Annotated in this window: 17 protein-coding genes and 2 tRNA genes; 15 read left to right on the top strand and 4 right to left on the bottom strand. The window is 69.0% G+C overall.

Translation table 11 applies throughout. From position 1 onward, the window contains the following. Positions 1–135: 135 nt before the first annotated feature. A complete protein-coding gene (locus tag GA0115233_RS31230; RefSeq protein ID WP_093723676.1) occupies positions 136–951 on the top strand; it encodes an Fpg/Nei family DNA glycosylase in 816 nt (271 codons plus the stop codon). 106 nt (positions 952–1,057) lie between these two features. Here GA0115233_RS31230 and GA0115233_RS31225 read toward each other — a convergent pair whose 3' ends face one another. Continuing rightward, positions 1,058–2,314 (bottom strand): GNAT family N-acetyltransferase, encoded by a 1,257-nt coding sequence (locus tag GA0115233_RS31225; RefSeq protein WP_093723675.1) that lies wholly within the window; start codon positions 2,312–2,314, stop codon positions 1,058–1,060. Positions 2,315–2,476: 162 nt separating this feature from the next. Here GA0115233_RS31225 and GA0115233_RS31220 point away from each other — a divergent pair, with 162 nt between their 5' ends. Next, positions 2,477–3,667 carry a PP2C family protein-serine/threonine phosphatase gene (locus tag GA0115233_RS31220; protein WP_093723674.1) on the top strand — a complete coding sequence of 397 codons (1,191 nt, stop codon included), beginning with the start codon at positions 2,477–2,479 and terminating at the stop codon, positions 3,665–3,667. Continuing rightward, entirely contained in the window at positions 3,664–4,107 is a 444-nt protein-coding gene (locus GA0115233_RS31215; protein ID WP_093723673.1) for an HD domain-containing protein, read from the top strand. The genes GA0115233_RS31220 and GA0115233_RS31215 overlap by 4 nt, the downstream gene beginning before the upstream one ends. Positions 4,108–4,114: 7 nt before the next feature. Here the strand turns inward: GA0115233_RS31215 and GA0115233_RS31210 are convergent, their stop codons facing one another. Then, positions 4,115–5,278, bottom strand: a complete 1,164-nt coding sequence (locus GA0115233_RS31210; protein ID WP_093723672.1) for an acyltransferase family protein — start codon at positions 5,276–5,278, stop codon at positions 4,115–4,117. Between the two features lie 443 nt (positions 5,279–5,721). Between GA0115233_RS31210 and GA0115233_RS31205 the strand changes: the two genes are divergently transcribed. Then, positions 5,722–5,916, top strand: coding sequence for a hypothetical protein (locus GA0115233_RS31205; protein WP_093723671.1), 195 nt, complete (start codon positions 5,722–5,724; stop codon positions 5,914–5,916). A 134-nt stretch (positions 5,917–6,050) separates the two neighbouring features. Here GA0115233_RS31205 and GA0115233_RS31200 read toward each other — a convergent pair. Further along, positions 6,051–6,121 (bottom strand) — tRNA-Gly (locus tag GA0115233_RS31200). Positions 6,122–6,251: 130 nt separating this feature from the next. Between GA0115233_RS31200 and GA0115233_RS31195 the strand changes: the two genes are divergently transcribed. The 6 genes from GA0115233_RS31195 (at position 6,252) to GA0115233_RS31170 (ending at position 11,544) form a co-directional block, all read left to right on the top strand. Then, a tRNA-Pro gene (locus GA0115233_RS31195) sits at positions 6,252–6,328 on the top strand. 168 nt (positions 6,329–6,496) lie between these two features. Then, positions 6,497–7,918 carry a trigger factor gene (tig, locus tag GA0115233_RS31190; RefSeq protein WP_093723670.1) on the top strand — a complete coding sequence of 474 codons (1,422 nt, stop codon included), beginning with the start codon at positions 6,497–6,499 and terminating at the stop codon, positions 7,916–7,918. 358 nt (positions 7,919–8,276) lie between these two features. Further along, positions 8,277–8,882, top strand: coding sequence for an ATP-dependent Clp protease proteolytic subunit (locus GA0115233_RS31185; protein ID WP_176712012.1), 606 nt, complete (start codon positions 8,277–8,279; stop codon positions 8,880–8,882). A 50-nt stretch (positions 8,883–8,932) separates the two neighbouring features. Continuing rightward, positions 8,933–9,613: an ATP-dependent Clp protease proteolytic subunit gene (locus GA0115233_RS31180; RefSeq protein WP_093723668.1), complete on the top strand. Its 681-nt coding sequence runs from the start codon at positions 8,933–8,935 to the stop codon at positions 9,611–9,613. A gap of 172 nt (positions 9,614–9,785) precedes the next feature. Then, positions 9,786–11,075: an ATP-dependent Clp protease ATP-binding subunit ClpX gene (gene clpX / locus GA0115233_RS31175; protein ID WP_058925301.1), complete on the top strand. Its 1,290-nt coding sequence runs from the start codon at positions 9,786–9,788 to the stop codon at positions 11,073–11,075. A gap of 199 nt (positions 11,076–11,274) precedes the next feature. Continuing rightward, positions 11,275–11,544 carry a hypothetical protein gene (locus tag GA0115233_RS31170; RefSeq protein WP_141689591.1) on the top strand — a complete coding sequence of 90 codons (270 nt, stop codon included), beginning with the start codon at positions 11,275–11,277 and terminating at the stop codon, positions 11,542–11,544. A gap of 61 nt (positions 11,545–11,605) precedes the next feature. Here the strand turns inward: GA0115233_RS31170 and GA0115233_RS31165 are convergent, their stop codons facing one another. Beyond that, positions 11,606–12,529 (bottom strand): hypothetical protein, encoded by a 924-nt coding sequence (locus GA0115233_RS31165; RefSeq protein ID WP_093723666.1) that lies wholly within the window; start codon positions 12,527–12,529, stop codon positions 11,606–11,608. Between the two features lie 136 nt (positions 12,530–12,665). On the opposite strand from GA0115233_RS31165, the gene GA0115233_RS31160 reads away from it, so the two are divergent. The 5 genes from GA0115233_RS31160 (at position 12,666) to GA0115233_RS31140 (ending at position 19,010) form a co-directional block, all read left to right on the top strand. Next, positions 12,666–15,290, top strand: a complete 2,625-nt coding sequence (locus GA0115233_RS31160; RefSeq protein ID WP_093723665.1) for a valine--tRNA ligase — start codon at positions 12,666–12,668, stop codon at positions 15,288–15,290. 89 nt (positions 15,291–15,379) lie between these two features. Then, positions 15,380–16,864: a bifunctional tetrahydrofolate synthase/dihydrofolate synthase gene (locus tag GA0115233_RS31155; protein WP_093723664.1), complete on the top strand. Its 1,485-nt coding sequence runs from the start codon at positions 15,380–15,382 to the stop codon at positions 16,862–16,864. Between the two features lie 10 nt (positions 16,865–16,874). Beyond that, a complete protein-coding gene (locus GA0115233_RS31150) occupies positions 16,875–17,231 on the top strand; it encodes a DUF4233 domain-containing protein (RefSeq protein WP_093723663.1) in 357 nt (118 codons plus the stop codon). A gap of 66 nt (positions 17,232–17,297) precedes the next feature. After that, the gene (gene ndk, locus GA0115233_RS31145) at positions 17,298–17,711 is read left to right on the top strand and encodes a nucleoside-diphosphate kinase (protein ID WP_093723662.1); all 414 of its coding nucleotides are present in this window, start codon (positions 17,298–17,300) and stop codon (positions 17,709–17,711) included. A gap of 279 nt (positions 17,712–17,990) precedes the next feature. Then, complete coding sequence (locus tag GA0115233_RS31140; protein ID WP_006133575.1) at positions 17,991–19,010, top strand: rod shape-determining protein; 1,020 nt, start codon at positions 17,991–17,993, stop codon at positions 19,008–19,010. Positions 19,011–19,118 lie beyond the last annotated feature (108 nt).

The following is a 19,118-nucleotide window of genomic DNA, read 5'->3' as shown; positions in this document are numbered from 1 at the left end:
CAAAGCCCCCTGGGCGGGGTCGAAGGGGCGGCAGCCCCTGGGGACGGGAACGGGAAGGGGCGGCGGGGGCGAAAAAACGCACCACCCCTTGCGCCGCCCCGCCCCCACCCCCGCACAACCACCAAGGAGCACACCGTGCCTGAGGGGCACACCATCCACCGCCTGGCCCAGGACTACGCAGAGGCCTTCACCGGCACCGCCCCCCAAGTCACCAGCCCCCAGGGCAAGTTCTCCGACGCCGCAGCCCTACTCACCGGCACCCGACTCACCACCACCGAGGCCCACGGCAAACACCTCTTCCTCGGCTTCCGCGCCACCGACTGGATCCACATCCACCTCGGCCTCTTCGGCAAGGTCACCTTCGGCCCCACCCCCGCACCCCCACCCACCGACACGGTCCGCCTCCGCCTCACCAACACCAAGGCATACGTGGACCTCCGCGGCCCGACCACCTGCGCCCTGATCACCCCGCAGGAGAAGCAGGCGATACACGACCGCCTCGGCCCCGACCCGCTCCGCGACGACGCCGACCCCACCACGGCGTACCGCAGGATCTCCCGCAGCCGCACCACGATCGCCGCCCTTTTGATGGACCAGAAGGTCATCGCGGGCGTAGGCAACGTCTACCGCGCGGAGGTCCTCTTCCGGCACGGAATCGACCCGTACCGCGCAGGCAAGGACATCACTCCCGCCGAGTGGGACGCGATGTGGCAGGACCTCGTCGCCCTCATGCGCGAGGGCGTCCGCAACAACCGCATCGACACGGTCCGCCCGGAACACACCCCGGAGGCGATGGGCCGCCCGCCCCGCGTGGACGACCACGGCGGCGAGGTCTACGTGTACCGCAGGGCGAACCTCCCCTGTCACATCTGCGGCACGGACATCCGCACGGCGGACCTGGCGGCCCGCAACCTCTTCTGGTGCCCGAAGTGCCAGAGCGAAGGCAGCTGACCCCCGCTCAGAACCCGTGCGACTAGGAAGCCCCGCGACTCGGAAGCCCCGCGACTCAGAGCCCGCCCGACATCAGAGCCCGCCCGACATCAGAACCCGCCCGACATCAGAACCCGTGCGGCAGCCACGGCGCCACCACGGACCCGAACCCCAGGGAAGCCTCCGCCAGCGCCCCCGACCGCAGCTCCCGCACCCGTCCGGCCCCCGCGAGCGACGCCAGGCTCACCCCACCCAGATACGCCGACCCCAACTCCCGTACGGACAGCGACAGATCGGCCGCGTCCCGGGTCCGCTCACAGGACGCCCCCTTCGCGTCCCCGGACAGCCGCCAACGCCCGCTGTTCCAGGGGCAGAAGGCATCCTCGACCTCGAACACCACATCCACCGGCGCCTGATACGTCCGCGCCTGCAGCGCCGCCCCCAGGTCGACGAGCCGGACGTACAGCCCGTCCCGGAACCGCGGCCGGCACCGCCGGATGTCGGACACCCGGTACTGCCAGGCCTCGTCCATGGGCCGCCCGTACATCCGCAAAGTGGACGTCAGGTCGATGTCGAACAGGAAACGGTACAAAGCGGATTCGGTGGCCGGGTCCAGCGCGGCCAGCTCCCGCAGCAGCACCTCTCCCTTGTGTCCGCCGACCCCCCACTCCGGCTTGATGGCGAACCGGGCGTACCCCACCGTCTCCCCGTCCCGCTCGGCGAGCACGCACTGCAACGGCGAGGCCCCGTCCCGCCCGTCCTCGGGGTCGAGCACCCCGACCCGCTCCCACCCGGGCCGCACTCGGGCGAGCATCCCCGGCCGGACCGGCACCAGCGCCGCGTACACCGCCTCGCACGCGTCCACGACGTCCGCGGGCTCGGCGTACCGCAGCCGTACGTCATCCGTACCGTCCGGCACCGACAGCCGCACCCGGCTGGTATCGATCTCGGCGGAGAGCTGGAACGTCCCCACGCCGTACCCGAACCGCCCGTAGATCGCGGGCTCGGAGGCCGTCAGCACCGCCAGCGGCTCGCCCCAGGACCGTACGTCGTCCAGTTGCCTGCGCATCATCGAGGTGAGGATCCCGCGCCGCCGGTGCGTGGCGGCGACCGAGACCATCGTCACGCCCGCCGCGGGCACCGAGGCCCCGCCCGGCACCGTCACGGCGAACCGGAACGCCCCTGCCGAGCCCACGCACAGCTCCCCGTCCCAGGCGGCGATGGAACGGTCGAACTGGGTGAGCTCGCGGTAGAGTTCACGTTCCGCGGAGGGTTCTGGCACCCCGCCGAAGGCGCGCAGCAGGACGTCGTACCAGGTGTCCCACTGCTCGGGCTGCAGCTCCCGGAGCTCGATCGTGGAACCGGTCGTGAGTTGAGTCCCCATGTGCCATGCCTACCAGGGCAATGCGGGACGAGCCAGGGAATTTCCCCTTGGTTGCCGCGAGATGTCTTCTCGTGAAGTTCACTGTGAAGTTGAGCCTCGGACGGGGGACAAGTGGGACCTCCCGTGCCAACGGGCAGGTCCGATGGATAGGGTCCCGAACTAATGGCAGCAGGACGACAGCGGCGCACGGCCGCCGAGACGTTCATGGCCCGGTTGCGTATTCAGTGGCACCGGGTCCGCGTCGGCCTGCGCCGAAGCGCCGTGGACTACTTCCGCGGCGACGGCTCCGACTGGATCGCGCTGGCCGGACTGCTGCTCACCGTTCCGCTCATCGCGGCCACCACGCTCGCCAACCCGGTGTGGTGCGCCCCGGCCGCGCTGGTCCTGCCGATCGTGGCCGGCGGACTGCTGCTGCGCCCGGCCAGCCTGCTCGGCCTGTACGCGGCCGCCGCCACCGCGCTGATCGTGGAGTCGGTGCAGCTCGGCCCGTACACCGAGGGCGCCGCGCGGGTCACGCCCGGCGTGGTGCTGGTGGTCGCGGCCTGCGGGTTCGTCGGGCTGCTCATCGCGCAGTTCCGCAGCCGGGTCGGCGTGCCCTGGCGGCGCGGCGGCACCATGCTCTTCGACCTGCGCGAACGCATCCGGGTGCAGAGCAAGCTGCCGCAACTGCCGAGCGGCTGGCACCGCGAGATGGCGCTGCGCCCGGCGGGCGGCCAGTCGTTCTCCGGTGACTTCGTTGTCGCGGCCCGGACGAACGGCGGCCGCACCCTGGAGGTCGTGCTGACGGACGTGTCGGGCAAGGGCATGGACGCGGGTTCGCGCGCTCTGCTGCTCTCCGGCGCCTTCGGCGGCCTGCTCGGCTCGCTGCCCCCGCACGCCTTCCTCCCGGCCGCCAACGGCTATCTCCTGCGCCAGGACTGGGACGAGGGCTTCGCCACCTCCATCCACCTGGTCCTGGACCTCGACTCCGGCGACTACGAGCTGTACTCCGCGGGCCATCCGCCGGGGCTCCAGCTCAGCGCGGGCAGCGGACGCTGGGAGGAGAAGGCCGCCGAGGGCCCGCTGCTGGGTGTGTACGACGGCGCCCAGTTCGACCCCGTGAAGGGCTCACTGCGCCCCGGGGACGTGTTGATGCTGTTCACGGACGGACTCGTGGAGACCTCCGACCGCGACATCGTCGAGGGCATCGACCGTCTTACCGGCGAGGCCGACCGCTATGTCGCCGGCGGCTTCCACGGCGCCGCCTGGCACCTCATCGAGGCCGTGGCCAAGGACGTCAACGACGACCGCGCCCTGCTGCTGATCTGCCGTGACGGGCCGACGGTCACCGCACAGTCGGGGGTGCACGCATGACGCTGATACCGGACGAGGTCGAGGCGATCGCCCGGTCCGCGCACGAGGGGCAGACGGACAAGTCGGGCCGCCCGTACGCCGAGCACCTGGCGGCGGTCGCCGGGGGCGTACGCGCCCGCGGGGGCGACGAGCACCAGATCGCCGCCGCCTGGCTGCACGACGCCATCGAGGACGACGCCCTCACCGAGCAGTGGCTTCAGGAGGCGGCCCTGAGCCGCCGTACGAAGGACATCGTCCTGGCGATGACCAAGCGGCCGGGGGAGTCGCCGGAGGAGTACGCCGCCCGCATCCTGGCCACCCCGGGCGCCCGCCTGGTGAAGGAGTCGGACCTGGCGCACAACTCCGACCCGGCGCGCCTGGCGGTCCTGGACGAGCCCACCCGCGTACGCCTGACCGAGAAGTACGCACGCATGCGCGCACTCCTCGGCCTGGAGCCCTGAGAGCCCGCTACGGGCGGACGTCGGCCTTGGTCCCGGCCTGGGTGCCGGCCTTGGGCCGCTGCCGCTCCCGGGCCTCCTCCGCCGCGTCCCGGCGGAACGCCCACTTCAACTCCGGCTCCATCACGCACCGGAAGATCCGCCGCACCGGCGGGGTGCACAGCAGCGTCACGATCGCGGCCGCGGCGAGGGTGACGAAGATCTCGCCGAGCGGCTTGTGCAGCCACGCGGGCTCGAACCAGCCCTGGTACTCCCCGGCCTTCACCAGGAACCCGTGCAGCAGATAGCCGCACAGCGTGCCCGCGCCGAGCGCGGTGAACCACATGGTCCGGCCCGGCACCCAGGCGAAGAAGCAGGCGGTGAGCACCAGCGAGCAGCCGAACAGGGCGAGCACCATCACCGGCCCGGTCCACCAGGGCGCGCCCAGCTCCTGTGCGGCGTCGCGGTGGTAGAACCAGCTCCCGGTCATCCGCGGCGCGGCCCACCAGCCCATGACCAGCGCCGCCGCGACGACCGGCACGGACATGATCCGCACCGAGCGCCGCCGCACCCACTGGAAGTGCTCGGCCCTGAGGGTCAGGCCCAGCACGAAGAACGGCAGGAACTGAAGGACCCGCTGGAGGTCGAGGTCGTCGCCGATCTCCGGGCTGACGGAGGCGAGCATCGCGATGCCGAGGGCGACCGGCAGCGGATGGCGGACCACCTTCCAGACGGGAGTGGTCAGCCGCCAGATGAACAGCGCGGCCAGGAACCAGGTGAGGTACCAGGGGTCCAGCAGGCTGATCTCCATGTCCGGATCACCGGCGACGAACCGCTTGAACAGGGGATACGCGGTCTCGAACACGATGTACGGGACGGCGACCCCGGTGATCAGCCGGCGCAGCCGGCCGGGGCTCGCGTCGAAGCTGCGCGAGAAGTAGCCGGAGATGATGATGAACGCCGGCATGTGGAAGGCGTACACGATCGTGTACAGCGTCTCCACGGTGCGGCTGCCGTCCCGCAGGGGCTCCCAGGAATGGCCGACAGCCACCAGGACGATCGCCAGGAACTTGGCGTTGTCGAAGAACGCGTCGCGTCGCTTGCCGCCCGGTGCGTCCGGTCTCGGCCGGTTCGGGGCCGGTGCTTTCGGATGGCCTTGCTGTGTCGTGGGTGAGGACGAGGCAGCGTGCAACATTTGAGGCACCCTAGTGGCGCCTGTGCGGATGAGTAAAACGCGCCGGGTCATTAGTGCTCAAGGCTACTGATCAGGACTCCGGCCCAACCGAGACGTGTCCACCTTGCACCGTTTAATCCAGCCGAATTGGTACATAAGGCAAGGTGTGGGCCGGAGTTGAAGGCGCCCCGGGCGGAAATTCGAATATGCCCGCGCGCGAGATGCGTGGCCATGGAAACGATCATCCGGAATTCCTCGTACGGGTGCCCATTCGAATTGCCGTACGAGACAGGCGCGATGGCCGTCCGTGGGCTCCGGTCGCCGTCGCGGTGGCCGCAGTTGAGGTCACCGATGCCCCACCTGTCGCATAGGGCGGGCCTGTTGGTGGCACGATGGTTCTGGCGGGGGTGTGCGGGGCCGGCACCCCCGGGTCGGGAGAGGACCGAGCGAGGGTGTGATCAGTTGTGGCCATTTCGCTGTCAGTGGTGCTGCTGTTGGCGATCATCATGGTGGTGTTGATCCGTGGCGGCTCCCTCAAGGCCGGCCCGGCCGTCGTCGCCGTCCTGTTCGGCTTCTTCCTCGCCTCCACCGGCATGGCCGACGACATCCAGCGCTTCCTCGACTCGATAGCCGAGACGATCAACTCCATCCAGTTCTAGCCACCGCCCCCGCCCACCCCGCCCACCGGCGGAGGGCGGGCCCGCGCACGCCCGCGACCGGGCCCGGCACCACCCGGAAACCACTCAGGGCCGGGCCGGATCATCAAGATCCGGCCCGGCCCTGAGCCGTACAGAGCGGGCGACGGGAATCGAACCCGCGTAGCTAGTTTGGAAGACTAGGGCTCTACCATTGAGCTACGCCCGCACAGGACGCGCCGCAGGTCAGATGACCGCGGCACAGGAGGCATCGTAGCGGGTTCGGCCCCTTCGGTGCACACCCCGTAAATGCGGCGGCTCCACTGCCTGCGTGCATGTACCCTACGTGTCGCACCAGACGGGGTGTGGCGCAGCTTGGTAGCGCGTCCGCTTTGGGAGCGGAAGGCCGTGGGTTCAAATCCCGCCACCCCGACCACCTGCTCGATCATCCCCAGTGATCGCCTTTGGGTCGTTCCGCGGCTGCGGTTACTATGCAAGCTGCGCGCCCGTGTGTCCTCACTCCCTGAAGTCCTCCGGGCGGCGATCCGCCGGGCCAGTCTGGTACCGGCAGAAACCAAGCAGTCAGCCACAAGGAGACCGAACCGTGAAGAGCGCCGTGGAGACCCTGAACCCGACCCGGGTTCGGCTCACTGTCGAGGTGCCCTTCGAGGAGCTCAAGGACAGCCTCGACGCGGCGTACAAGAAGATCAACCAGCAGGTCACGGTCAAGGGCTTCCGCAAGGGCAAGATCCCCGCGCGGGTCATCGACCAGCGGTTCGGCCGTGGCGCCGTGCTGGAGGAGGCCGTCAACGACGCGCTTCCGAAGTTCTACACGGAGGCGGTCAACGAGGCCGAGCTGAGCGTCCTCGGCCAGCCCGAGGTCGACATCACCGAGCTGAAGGACGGCGAGACGCTGAACTTCACCGCCGAGGTCGACGTCCGCCCCGCCATCGAGATCCCGGACTACTCCGGCATCGAGGTCGAGGTCGACGCCATCGAGGTCACCGACGAGGACGTCGACAAGTCGGTCGAGCAGCTCCGTGAGCGCTTCGCCTCCACCACTCCGGTCGAGCGCGCCGCCGAGGACGGCGACGTCGTCACGATCGACCTGGAGGCCAAGGTCGAGGGCGAGGTGCTGGAGGACGGCATCGCCAACGGCGTCTCCTACACCATCGGCTCCGGTGAGCTGCTGGACGGCATCGACGACGCCGTGAAGGGCCTGGAGGCCGGTGGCGAGGCCACCTTCACCTCCGAGCTCAAGGGCGGCTCGGCGGCCGGCAAGGAGGCCGAGGTCACCGTCAAGGTCACCCAGGTCGCCAAGCGCGAACTCCCCGAGCTGGACGACGACTTCGCGCAGCTCGCCTCCGAGTTCGACACCCTGGAGGAGCTGCGGGCGGACAGCCGCAAGCGCCTCACCAACATGAAGCAGTACGACCAGGCCACGCAGGCCCAGGAGCGCGTCCTGGAGAAGCTGCTGGAGCTCGTCGAGGTGCCCGTCCCCGAGAAGCTGCTTGAGGACGAGATCAACACCCGCAAGCACAACCTGGAGCACCACCAGCTCGGCCAGATGGGCCTCGACCTCGCCAAGTACCTGGAGATCCAGGGCAAGACCGAGGAAGAGTTCGACGCCGAGACCAAGGAAGCGGCGGTCAAGGGCATCAAGACCCAGTTCGTCCTCGACGAGCTGGTCAAGCAGGAGAAGCTCAACGTCAACCAGGAGGAGCTCACCGAGCACCTCATGCGGCGCGCGGCCTCCTCCGGCATGTCCCCCGACCAGTTCGCCCAGGCCGTCGTCGAGGGCGGCCAGGTTCCGCTCCTGGTCGGCGAGGTCGCCCGCGGCAAGGCCCTGGCCGTCGTGGTCGAGAAGGCCACCGTCAAGGACACCAACGGCGAGATCATCGACCTGGACGACGAGGACGAGGTCGAGACGGCCGCCGAGGTCGCCGCCGAGGCCGCCGACGGCGACGCCGCCGACACCACCGAGGCCGCCGCCGAGGCTCCGGCCGAGGAGAAGAACGAGGGCTGATCCGGGGCGCGACGCCGGCAACAGCCGCGCGACACCGGTAAAGCCGTAGGAAGGCCCCTGGGGACGTGTTCCCAGGGGCCTTCCTCGTCCGGGGCGGGTGCGAGCGCACGTCCAGGGCGGCCGGACGGGCCGGAGGCTCCCCGCGGGCCGCAGCCGCCCGTGTACGAAATGTCACCACCGCGCTACGCCCCCGGCGAACACTCCCGGCTCCGGGATTCCCCGAAGGAACCAGCGCGTTAGGGTCCATGAATACGAGGGCAGGGAAGTCGGCGTAATCGTCGAGGCCCACGCCCCGCAGGGAAACGTGAGACGGCCCGGCGCCGTCGTAAGACGAGCAGGTGGATACGTGACGAATCTGATGCCCTCCGCCGCCGGCGAGCCTTCCATCGGTGGTGGCCTCGGCGACCAGGTCTACAACCGGCTGCTCAACGAGCGGATCATCTTCCTCGGCCAGCCGGTGGACGACGACATTGCCAACAAGATCACCGCGCAGCTGCTGCTCCTTGCCGCCGACCCGGACAAGGACATCTACCTCTACATCAACAGCCCCGGCGGCTCGATCACGGCCGGCATGGCGATCTACGACACCATGCAGTACATCAAGAACGACGTGGTGACCATCGCCATGGGCCTCGCCGCCTCGATGGGCCAGTTCCTGCTCAGCGCGGGTACCCCCGGCAAGCGCTTCGCGCTGCCGAATGCCGAGATCCTGATCCACCAGCCGTCGGCCGGCCTGGCCGGTTCCGCGTCGGACATCAAGATCCACGCCGAGCGGCTGCTGCACACCAAGCGGCGCATGGCCGAGCTCACGGCTCAGCACACCGGCCAGACGTTCGAGCAGATCACCCGTGACTCCGACCGCGACCGCTGGTTCGACGCCGAGGAGGCCAAGGAGTACGGGCTGATCGACGACGTCATCACCACGGCCGCCAACATGCCGGGCGGCGGCGGCACCGGGGCCTGAGGCCCCAGCACAGCCCCCAGCCGACCGCCTCAGCCCCTAGGAGACAGACAGTGAACGACTTCCCCGGCAGCGGCCTGTACGACCGCACGCGCGCCGAGTACACGGGCCCGTCCGCCGAGTCCCGGTACGTCATCCCGCGCTTCGTGGAGCGCACCTCGCAGGGCATCCGCGAGTACGACCCGTACGCGAAGCTCTTCGAGGAGCGCGTGATCTTCCTGGGCGTCCAGATCGACGACGCCTCCGCCAACGACGTCATGGCGCAGCTGCTGTGCCTGGAGTCGATGGACCCCGACCGGGACATCTCGGTCTACATCAACAGCCCCGGTGGCTCCTTCACCGCGCTCACGGCCATCTACGACACGATGCAGTTCGTGAAGCCGGACATCCAGACGGTCTGCATGGGCCAGGCGGCCTCCGCCGCCGCGATCCTGCTGGCCGCGGGCACCCCGGGCAAGCGCATGGCGCTCCCGAACGCCCGTGTCCTGATCCACCAGCCGTACAGCGAGACCGGCCGCGGCCAGGTCTCCGACCTGGAGATCGCCGCCAACGAGATCCTCCGGATGCGTGCGCAGCTGGAGGAGATGCTGGCCAAGCACTCCACCACGCCGATCGAGAAGATCCGCGAGGACATCGAGCGCGACAAGATCCTCACGGCCGAGGAGGCGCTCTCCTACGGCCTGATCGACCAGATCATCTCGACCCGGAAGATGAACAACTCCGCAGTGCGCTGACGCGGAGGCTGTATCGTCGGCCGCTCCTTGGCACGGTGCACGACAAAGTGAACCGTGCCAAGGGGGGCCCGAACGAGGGCCCCGGCAAGGTACCGTCGGACATAAGGCAGCACCAGGAGCCGCTGGATTCGTCAAGCGTCCAGTCGTCTCCCAGGCGAAGGGGAAGCACACCGTGGCACGCATCGGTGACGGCGGCGATCTGCTCAAGTGCTCGTTCTGCGGCAAGAGCCAGAAGCAGGTCAAGAAGCTCATCGCAGGGCCCGGTGTGTACATCTGCGACGAGTGCATCGATCTCTGCAACGAGATCATCGAGGAAGAGCTCGCGGAGACCAGCGAGGTGCGCTGGGAGGAACTCCCCAAGCCCCGCGAGATCTACGAGTTCCTTGAGGGGTACGTGGTCGGCCAGGAAGCCGCCAAGAAGGCCCTCTCGGTCGCGGTGTACAACCACTACAAGCGCGTCCAGGCCGGGGAGAACGGCGGGGGCAGCGGCCGCGACGACGCGATCGAGCTGGCGAAGTCCAACATCCTGCTGCTGGGCCCCACGGGCTCCGGCAAGACCCTGCTGGCGCAGACCCTGGCCCGCATGCTGAACGTCCCGTTCGCCATCGCGGACGCCACCGCGCTGACTGAGGCGGGCTATGTCGGCGAGGACGTCGAGAACATCCTGCTGAAGCTGATCCAGGCGGCCGACTACGACGTCAAGAAGGCCGAGACCGGGATCATCTACATCGACGAGATCGACAAGGTCGCCAGGAAGAGTGAAAACCCCTCGATCACCCGCGATGTCTCGGGCGAGGGTGTGCAGCAGGCCCTGCTGAAGATCCTCGAAGGCACCACCGCCTCGGTCCCGCCGCAGGGCGGCCGCAAGCACCCGCACCAAGAGTTCATCCAGATCGACACGACGAACGTCCTGTTCATCGTGGGCGGCGCGTTCGCCGGACTGGAGAAGATCATCGAGTCCCGGGCCGGCGCCAAGGGCATCGGCTTCGGCGCGACGATCCGCTCCAAGCGGGAGCTGGAGGCCAAGGACCAGTTCGAGGACGTCATGCCCGAGGACCTGGTCAAGTTCGGCATGATCCCCGAGTTCATCGGCCGTCTCCCGGTGATCACCTCGGTCCACAACCTGGACCGCGAGGCCCTCCTCCAGATCCTGGTGGAACCCCGCAACGCCCTGGTGAAGCAGTACCAGCGCCTCTTCGAACTCGACGGCGTGGAACTGGACTTCGAACGCGAGGCCCTCGAAGCCATCGCCGACCAGGCCATCCTCCGCCAGACCGGCGCCCGCGGCCTGCGCGCCATCATGGAGGAGGTCCTCATGTCGGTCATGTACGAGGTCCCGTCCCGCAAGGACGTGGCCCGCGTGGTCATCACCGCAGACGTCGTCCACTCCAACGTCAACCCGACCCTCATCCCAAGGGATGCCCGCAACGGCCGGGGGCCGGGGGAGCAGAAGACGGCGTAACAGCCCGTTCCAGCCTGGGGCCTTGGCGTGAGTACTCGCGCCAAGGCCCGTTTTGCGTCATGGCACGGAGAGATCACGTCAACCAAGCCGGGGAACCAGTGCTCACGGACGGCTACGTGATCTTATGGGCCTCGACCGAGTCGATTCTTTGTTCGAATCGCGACTGTTGAAAACGGGAGGGCATCGTATGTTCCGGAGGGTGAAGATCGCGGCGGCATCGGCCGGTGTGGTTGCCGTGGCGGGGATGTTGCCGATCCTCGCGGCGTCACCGGCGAGTGCCACGCAGAGTGCCTGCACCAACTACGTGGCCACCCACGGGTACTTCGCCGGTCCGAAGGTGAAGGCCGCCTGTTCTCACGGGGTGATCGACATGGGTGTGTCGAAGGTGCCCAACCCGCTTTGTATCACTGGGCTCGCGAGCTTGAACGTGGCCAGCGCAGTGTCCGTCCCGGCCTGCAAGCGAGCCTGACATACGGCGAAGGCGGCCCGGTACACACCCGAGCCGCCTTCCGCTGCGGAGCGAGCAGGCGTCAGATCTTGACGCGTACTTCGTTGCGGACGTTGGCCGTCAGTTCGGCGACCTTCTCCAGGTCGGCGGCCTTGCCGCCCAGGGCGCTCGCCAGGTCGACGTTGATGATCACGCCCAGGGTGCTGTGGTCGCCCCAGATGCACACGGGCACGCTGATCTCGTCCGGGCCGCCGGACTCGCCCTTGACCTTCGTCTCCTGGCACTTGAGGACCGCGCCCTTGAGGCTGCTCGGCGAGTACGCCTTGGGGCTGCCGACGAGCTCGCCCTCGTCCTTGGCGGCTTCCTTCTTCATCTCGGCGAACATGGCGTCGACGACCTTCTCCGGGTCCTCGATCTCGCCGTAGACGCCCATGAAGTTGATCATCTCCATGGCCAGAGGGTTGTCCTTGTCCCCCGCCTCGTAACCGGAGCTGACGTCCTTGGCGTTCTTCACGCCATGCTTCTCGGCTTCCTTCACATCGCTAGCGTCGAAGCCGCCGCTGTCGGCATCCGAGCTCTGCTTGAACTTGCCGTCGAGCAGCGTCTCCGGCGTCGTCAGCTTGTGCGGGCCGTCGTCCTTGACTTCCGAGCCGCTGGCGCTGCCGCTCCCCCCGAACACGAAGTACGCGCCGACAGCGATCGCCGCCACGAAGGCGACCGAGCCCAGGATGACCCCCGTCTTCTTCTTGCCGCCCCCCGGCGCCGGAGGCATCGGGGCGCCGTAGGGCTGCTGGCCGTAGGGGGGCTGCTGGCCGTAGCCGGGCTGGGGCGGGACCGGGGCGCCCTGCTGCGGGTAGCCGTAACCCGGCTGCGGGGCCGGCGGCTGCTGGGGGTAGCCGTAGCCGGGCTGCGGAGCCTGCGGCTGCTGGCCGTATGGACCCGGCTGGCCGTACGGTCCGGGCTGCTGGGGCTGCCCGCCGTACGGGCCCGGCTGGTTGTAGCTCATTACTGGGTTCCCCTCCAGATGCTTATGTCGTCCTGACATCCTGGCCCAGACCGGGCGCGCACGGCGCACCGGGGGGCGCACCGTTACAGAACAAAGCCGTTTCGGGACACGCCCGCGACACCTCTAAACTGAGCCCGTGACCGAGAACGCTCAGCAGCAGCCACCAGCGCCCAACACCGAACTGCCGACCCAGTACGCGCCGGCCGATGTAGAGGGGCCGCTGTACGAGCGCTGGGTAGAGCGCGGTTACTTCGAGGCGGACGAGAAGAGCGACAAGCCGCCGTACACCATCGTCATCCCGCCGCCGAACGTCACCGGCAGCCTCCACCTGGGCCACGCCTTCGAGCACACCCTCATCGACGCCCTCACCCGCCGCAAGCGCATGCAGGGCTACGAGACGCTCTGGCAGCCCGGCATGGACCACGCCGGCATCGCCACCCAGAACGTCGTCGAGCGCGAGCTGGGCAAGGAGGGCAAGTCCCGCCACGACCTCGGCCGCGAGGCCTTCGTCGAGCGCGTCTGGCAGTGGAAGGCCGAGTCCGGCGGCCAGATCAGCGGCCAGATGCGCCGCCTCGGCGACGGCGTCGCCTGGTCCCGTGAGCGCTTCACCATGGACGAGGGCCTCTCCCAGGCCGTCCAGACCATCTTCAAGCGGCTCTACGACGACGAGCTGATCTACCGGGCCGAGCGCATCATCAACTGGTGCCCGCGCTGCCTGACGGCCATCTCCGACATCGAGGTCGAGTACCAGGACGACGAGGGCGAGCTCGTCTCCATCCGCTACGGCGAGGGTGACGACTCCATCGTCGTCGCCACCACCCGCGCCGAGACGATGCTCGGCGACACCGCCGTCGCGGTCCACCCCGAGGACGAGCGCTACGCCCACCTCGTCGGCCGCGAGATCGAACTCCCGCTCACCGGCCGCCGTATCCCCGTCGTCGCCGACGCCCACGTCGACCCCGAGTTCGGCACCGGCGCCGTCAAGGTCACCCCGGCCCACGACCCGAACGACTTCGAGATCGGCCAGCGTCACAACCTGCCCGCCGTCGCCGTGATGGACGAGCACGCCGTCATCACCGCCCACGGCCCCTTCCAGGGCCTAGACCGCCTCGAAGCGCGCTCCGCCATCGTCGCCGCCCTGCGCGCCGAGGGCCGGATCGTCGCCGAGAAGCGCCCGTACGTCCACTCCGTCGGCCACTGCTCGCGCTGCAAGACCACCATCGAGCCGCGCCTGTCCATGCAGTGGTGGGTCAAGGTCGGCCCGCTGGCGAAGGCCGCCGGTGACGCCGTCCGGGACGGCCGCGTCAAGATCCATCCGCAGGAGATGGAGAAGCGGTACTTCGACTGGGTCGACAACCTCCACGACTGGTGCATCTCGCGGCAGTTGTGGTGGGGCCACCGCATCCCGGTCTGGTACGGGCCGAACGGCGAGGTCGTCTGCGTCGGTCCCGACGACGAGGCCCCGACCGGCGAGGGCTGGCACCAGGACACCGACGTCCTGGACACCTGGTTCTCCTCCGGCCTGTGGCCCTTCTCCACCCTCGGCTGGCCCGAACAGACCGAGTCGCTCGCGAAGTTCTACCCGAACTCCGTCCTGGTCACCGGCTACGACATCCTCTTCTTCTGGGTCGCCCGGATGATGATGTTCGGCCTGTACGCGATGGACGGCACCCCGCCGTTCCACACCATCGCCCTGCACGGCATGGTCCGCGACCAGTTCGGCAAGAAGATGTCGAAGTCCTTCGGCAACGCGGTCAACCCGCTGGACTGGATGGACAAGTACGGCTCCGACGCGCTCCGCTTCACCCTCGCGCGCGGCGCCAACCCCGGCGTCGACGTCCCGATCGGCGAGGACTGGGTCCAGGGCTCGCGCAACTTCGCCAACAAGATCTGGAACGCCACCCGCTTCGCCCTGATGAACGGCGCGACCGTCGAGGGCGAACTCCCGGACGCCGCCCGCATGTCGGCGACCGACCGCTGGATCCTCTCCCGCCTGAACTCCGTCGTCGCCGAAGTGGACGCCCTCTACGAGGACTTCCAGTTCGCCAAGCTCTCCGACGCCCTCTTCCACTTCGCGTGGGACGAGGTCTTCGACTGGTACGTCGAGCTGTCCAAGACGACGTTCCAGGCGGGCGGCGAGCCCGCCGAGGTCAGCAAGCGCGTCCTCGGCGAAGTCCTCGACGTCACCCTCAAGCTGCTGCACCCGGTGGTCCCCTTCGTCACCGAGACCCTGTGGACCACCCTCACCGGCGGCGAGTCCGTCGTCATCGCCGAGTGGCCCAAGGACAGCGGCTTCCGCGACAAGGCGGCCGAGCAGGAGATCGAGTCCCTCCAGTCGGTCATCACCGAGGTCCGCCGCTTCCGCGCCGACCAGGGCCTCCAGCCCGGCCAGCGGGTCCCCGCCCGGCTCACCCTGGACGGCACCGCCCTCGCCCCGCACGAGGCCGCCATTCGCCAGCTGCTGCGCCTCCAGCCGGAGGGCGAGAACTTCACCGCCACGGCGACCCTGCCGGTCGCGGGCGCGGAGGTCGCGCTGGACCTGTCCGGCACGATCGACGTGGCGGCCGAGCGCAAGCGCCTCGCGAAGGACCTGGCCGCCGCCGAGAAGGAGAAGGCCCAGGCCACCGCCAAGCTCGGCAACGAGGTCTTCCTCGCCAAGGCCCCGGACCACGTCGTGGACAAGATCCGCGGCCGCCTGACCAAGGCGGACGAGGACATCGCCCGCATCCAGGCCCAGCTGGACCGCCTGCCGCAGGCGTAACACCGCAGCGCCCGTACCAAGGCCCCCGGAGCATGCCGCTCCGGGGGCCTTGGCCGTCGTATGTCAGTGGGCCTCCGTAGACTGGCCCCGTGAGTGAGAGCGACCCCTTCGACGAGATCGTCGCGGAAGAGACCGACCGCGACCCCGATCTCGCGGTGATCGAGGCCGGCAGCCGTACCCTGCGCACCCAGGGCGGTCCGCCGCAGGCCGATGTGCCGAGCCGCCCCGAGGACCCCGAGGTCGACAAGGCGCTGCGCGACGTCGAGGCGGAGCTCGCCACGAGGTGGGGCGAGACCAAGCTGGAGCCCTCGGTCAGCCGGATCTCCGCGCTGATGGACGTACTGGGCGAGCCGCAGCGGTCGTACCCCTCGATCCACATCACCGGCACCAACGGCAAGACCTCCACCGCCCGCATGATCGAGGCCCTGCTCGGCGCCTTCGAACTGCGCACCGGCCGGTACACCAGCCCGCACGTGCAGTCCGTCACCGAGCGGATCAGCCTGGACGGCGCCGCGATCTCCGCCGAGCGGTTCATCGAGACGTACCAGGACATCAAGCCGTACGTGGAGATGGTCGACGCCCAGCAGGAGTACCGGCTGTCCTTCTTCGAGGTGCTGACCGGTATGGCGTACGCCGCCTTCGCCGACGCGCCCGTGGACGTGGCCGTCGTCGAGGTCGGCATGGGCGGTTCCTGGGACGCCACCAATGTGATCGACGGCGATGTCGCCGTGGTCACCCCGATCGATCTGGACCACACCGACCGGCTCGGCTCGACGCCCGCCGAGATCGCAGGGGAGAAGGCCGGCATCGTCAAGCAGGACGCCACCGTCATCCTGGCCCAGCAGCCGGTGGACGCGGCGCAGGTGCTGCTGAAGAAGGCCGTCGAGGTGGACGCCACGGTCGCCCGCGAGGGCCTGGAGTTCGGCGTCACGTCCCGCCAGGTCGCCGTCGGCGGCCAGCTGATGACCCTGCGCGGCCTGGGCGGCGAGTACCCGGAGGTCTACCTCCCGCTGCACGGCGCCCACCAGGCGCACAACGCGGCCGTGGCGCTGGCCGCGGTGGAGGCGTTCTTCGGGGTCGGCGCGCAGCGCGCCGAGCCGCTGGACATCGACACCGTCCGCAAGGCGTTCGCGGCCGTCTCCTCGCCGGGACGGATGGAGGTCGTACGCCGTTCGCCGACGGTCGTGCTGGACGCCGCGCACAACCCGGCCGGGGCGCGGGTCACCGCCGAGGCGATCGGCGAGGCCTTCGACTTCAGCCGCCTCATCGGCGTGGTCGGCGCCAGCGGCGACAAGAACGTACGCGGGCTGCTGGAGGCGTTCGAGCCGATCTTCGCCGAGATCGTCGTCACGCAGAACTCCACGCACCGCGCGATGGACGCCGACGCGCTGGCCGCGATCGCCGTGGAGGTCTTCGGCGACGAGCGGGTGCAGGTCGAGCCGCGGCTGCCGGACGCCCTGGAGGCCGCGATCACGCTGGCCGAGGAGGAGGGCGAGTACACCGGCGGCGGCGTGCTGGTCACCGGTTCCGTCATCACGGTCGGCGAGGCACGACTGCTGCTCGGGAAGGGCTGAGGTTTCACGCATGCGTACGCTCTGCGCGTCGACCCTGATCGGCGAGTTCTTCGTGATCGGGTTCGCCGGTCTGGTCGCCATGAAGGACCCCGATCTCTCGATGTCGACGGTGTGGACGGTCAGCGGGATCGCGATGTTCCTGTGCCTGCTGCTGTGCGGTCTGGTGACCCGGCCCGGCGGTGTCGCCCTCGGCTGGGTGCTCCAGGCCGTGCTGATCGCCTCCGGCTTCGTCGTCCCGTCGATGTTCGTCCTCGGCGCGGCCTTCGCGGCCCTGTGGTGGGCCTCGGTGCACTACGGCCGGAAGATCGACGAGGCGAAGGCGAGATTCGCGGCGCAGGCCGACGCCTCTACACCTGACGCTGCGTGACGAAGGCCGGGACACGCCGGGTAACCTTCGTCTACCCCGCACACCTGATGCACTAAGGAGCCCCTCGTGAGCCAGCGCACCCTCGTCCTCCTCAAGCCCGACGCCGTCCGTCGTGGCCTGACCGGCGAGATCATCAGCCGCATCGAGCGCAAGGCGGGCTGGCGGATCACCGCGCTGGAACTGCGCACCCTGGACCAGGACGCGCTGGAGCAGCACTACGGCGAGCACAAGGGCAAGCCCTTCTACGAGCCGCTGGTGGAGTTCATGTCCTCCGGCCCGGTCGTGGCCATGATCGTCGAGGGCGAGCGGGTCATCGAGGGCGTGCGCGCGCTCGCCGGTCCCACCGACCCGATCGCCGCCCAGCCCGGTTCGATCCGCGGTGACTACGGCGTCATCGTGCGTGAGAACCTCATCCACGCCTCGGACTCCGAGGAGTCCGCCGAGCGCGAGGTCAAGATTTTCTTCCCCGGCCGCGCCTGAGCCGGAGACCGCCAGAAGCGGCAGGGACGGAGAGGCCCGGGGGCAATGCCCCCGGACTTTCTGGCATATGCGGGGCGTATGGGGGAACGAGAGCCCCCGAACGCTCGTCTCCACAAGCGGACCCGCACATGATCTGCTGACAATGGCGAAGGACCCTCACGCCGTGTTCGCGAAGGCGCGTCTACGATGGAAGCCTTCACGTCACAGCACCCGCTTCGCCGACCTGAAAAGCCCTCAAAAGCTCCCAGGAAGGCCAGACGAATCCTGATGGGGAACTCAATGTCGTTCATCGGCCGTGACATGGCTGTCGACCTCGGGACCGCCAACACGCTGGTGTACGTCAGGGGTCGCGGGATCGTACTCAACGAGCCGTCCGTGGTCGCGATCAACACCAACACCGGTGGCATCCTCGCGGTCGGTGCCGAAGCGAAGAAGATGATCGGGCGCACGCCCGGCAACATCGTTGCCGTGCGTCCGCTGAAGGACGGCGTCATCGCCGACTTCGAGATCACCGAGCGGATGCTCCGCTACTTCATCCTGAAGATCCACAAGCGGCGGTATCTGGCTCGTCCGCGGGTCGTCGTCTGTGTGCCCTCGGGCATCACCGGCGTCGAGCGCCGCGCCGTCATCGAGGCGTCGTCCCAGGCCGGCGCCCGGCAGGTGCACATCATCGAGGAGCCCATGGCCGCGGCCATCGGCTCCGGCCTGCCGGTCCACGAGGCCACGGGCAACATGGTGGTCGACATCGGCGGCGGCACCACGGAGGTCGCGGTCATCTCCCTCGGCGGCATCGTCACCGCCCAGTCCATCCGCGTCGCGGGCGACGAACTGGACAACGCGATCATCCAGCACATCAAGAAGGAGTACTCGCTCCTGCTGGGTGAGCGGACGGCCGAGCAGATCAAGATCACGATCGGTTCGGCGTACGACCTCGACACCGACGAGCACACCGAAATCCGCGGCCGGGACCTGGTCTCCGGACTGCCCAAGACCGTGGTCATCTCCGCCGCCGAAGTGCGCAAGGCCATCGAGGAACCCGTCAACGCCATCGTCGACGCCGTCAAGACGACCCTCGACAAGTGCCCGCCGGAGCTGTCCGGCGACATCATGGACCGCGGCATCGTCCTGACCGGCGGCGGCGCCCTGCTGCGCGGCCTCGACGAGCGGCTGCGCCGGGAGACCGGCATGCCGATCCACATCGCCGAGGACCCGCTGGACAGCGTGGCGCTCGGCTCCGGCAAGTGCGTCGAGGAGTTCGAGGCGCTCCAGCAGGTTCTGGACGCCCAGCCGCGCAGATGACGTAACTCTTCGATTCCGCCGTACGAGATGATCTCCTCTCGTGCGGCGGATCGTTGATATAGAGACATAAGCTCCCACAAAAGCAGCCCTTCGGGATTCCCGGGGGCT

The sequence above is a fragment of the Streptomyces sp. DI166 genome (assembly GCF_900091315.1).
GTDB classification, from domain to species: Bacteria; Actinomycetota; Actinomycetes; order Streptomycetales; family Streptomycetaceae; genus Streptomyces; species Streptomyces fuscus.
The sequence above is the reverse complement of the archived record's forward strand: the minus strand, read 5'-3'. Positions and strand labels throughout refer to the sequence as shown.

Coding starts and splice junctions, on each gene's coding strand:
- GA0115233_RS31185 (WP_176712012.1), top strand. CDS start 8,277: ATGCCCTCCGCCGCCGGCGAGCCTTCCATCGGTGGTGGCCTCGGCGAC.
- GA0115233_RS31140 (WP_006133575.1), top strand. CDS start 17,991: ATGTCGTTCATCGGCCGTGACATGGCTGTCGACCTCGGGACCGCCAAC.
- GA0115233_RS31210 (WP_093723672.1), bottom strand. CDS start 5,278: ATGTTGCACGCTGCCTCGTCCTCACCCACGACACAGCAAGGCCATCCG.
- GA0115233_RS31150 (WP_093723663.1), top strand. CDS start 16,875: ATGCGTACGCTCTGCGCGTCGACCCTGATCGGCGAGTTCTTCGTGATC.
- GA0115233_RS31215 (WP_093723673.1), top strand. CDS start 3,664: ATGACGCTGATACCGGACGAGGTCGAGGCGATCGCCCGGTCCGCGCAC.
- GA0115233_RS31225 (WP_093723675.1), bottom strand. CDS start 2,314: ATGGGGACTCAACTCACGACCGGTTCCACGATCGAGCTCCGGGAGCTG.
- GA0115233_RS31220 (WP_093723674.1), top strand. CDS start 2,477: ATGGCAGCAGGACGACAGCGGCGCACGGCCGCCGAGACGTTCATGGCC.
- GA0115233_RS31165 (WP_093723666.1), bottom strand. CDS start 12,529: ATGAGCTACAACCAGCCGGGCCCGTACGGCGGGCAGCCCCAGCAGCCC.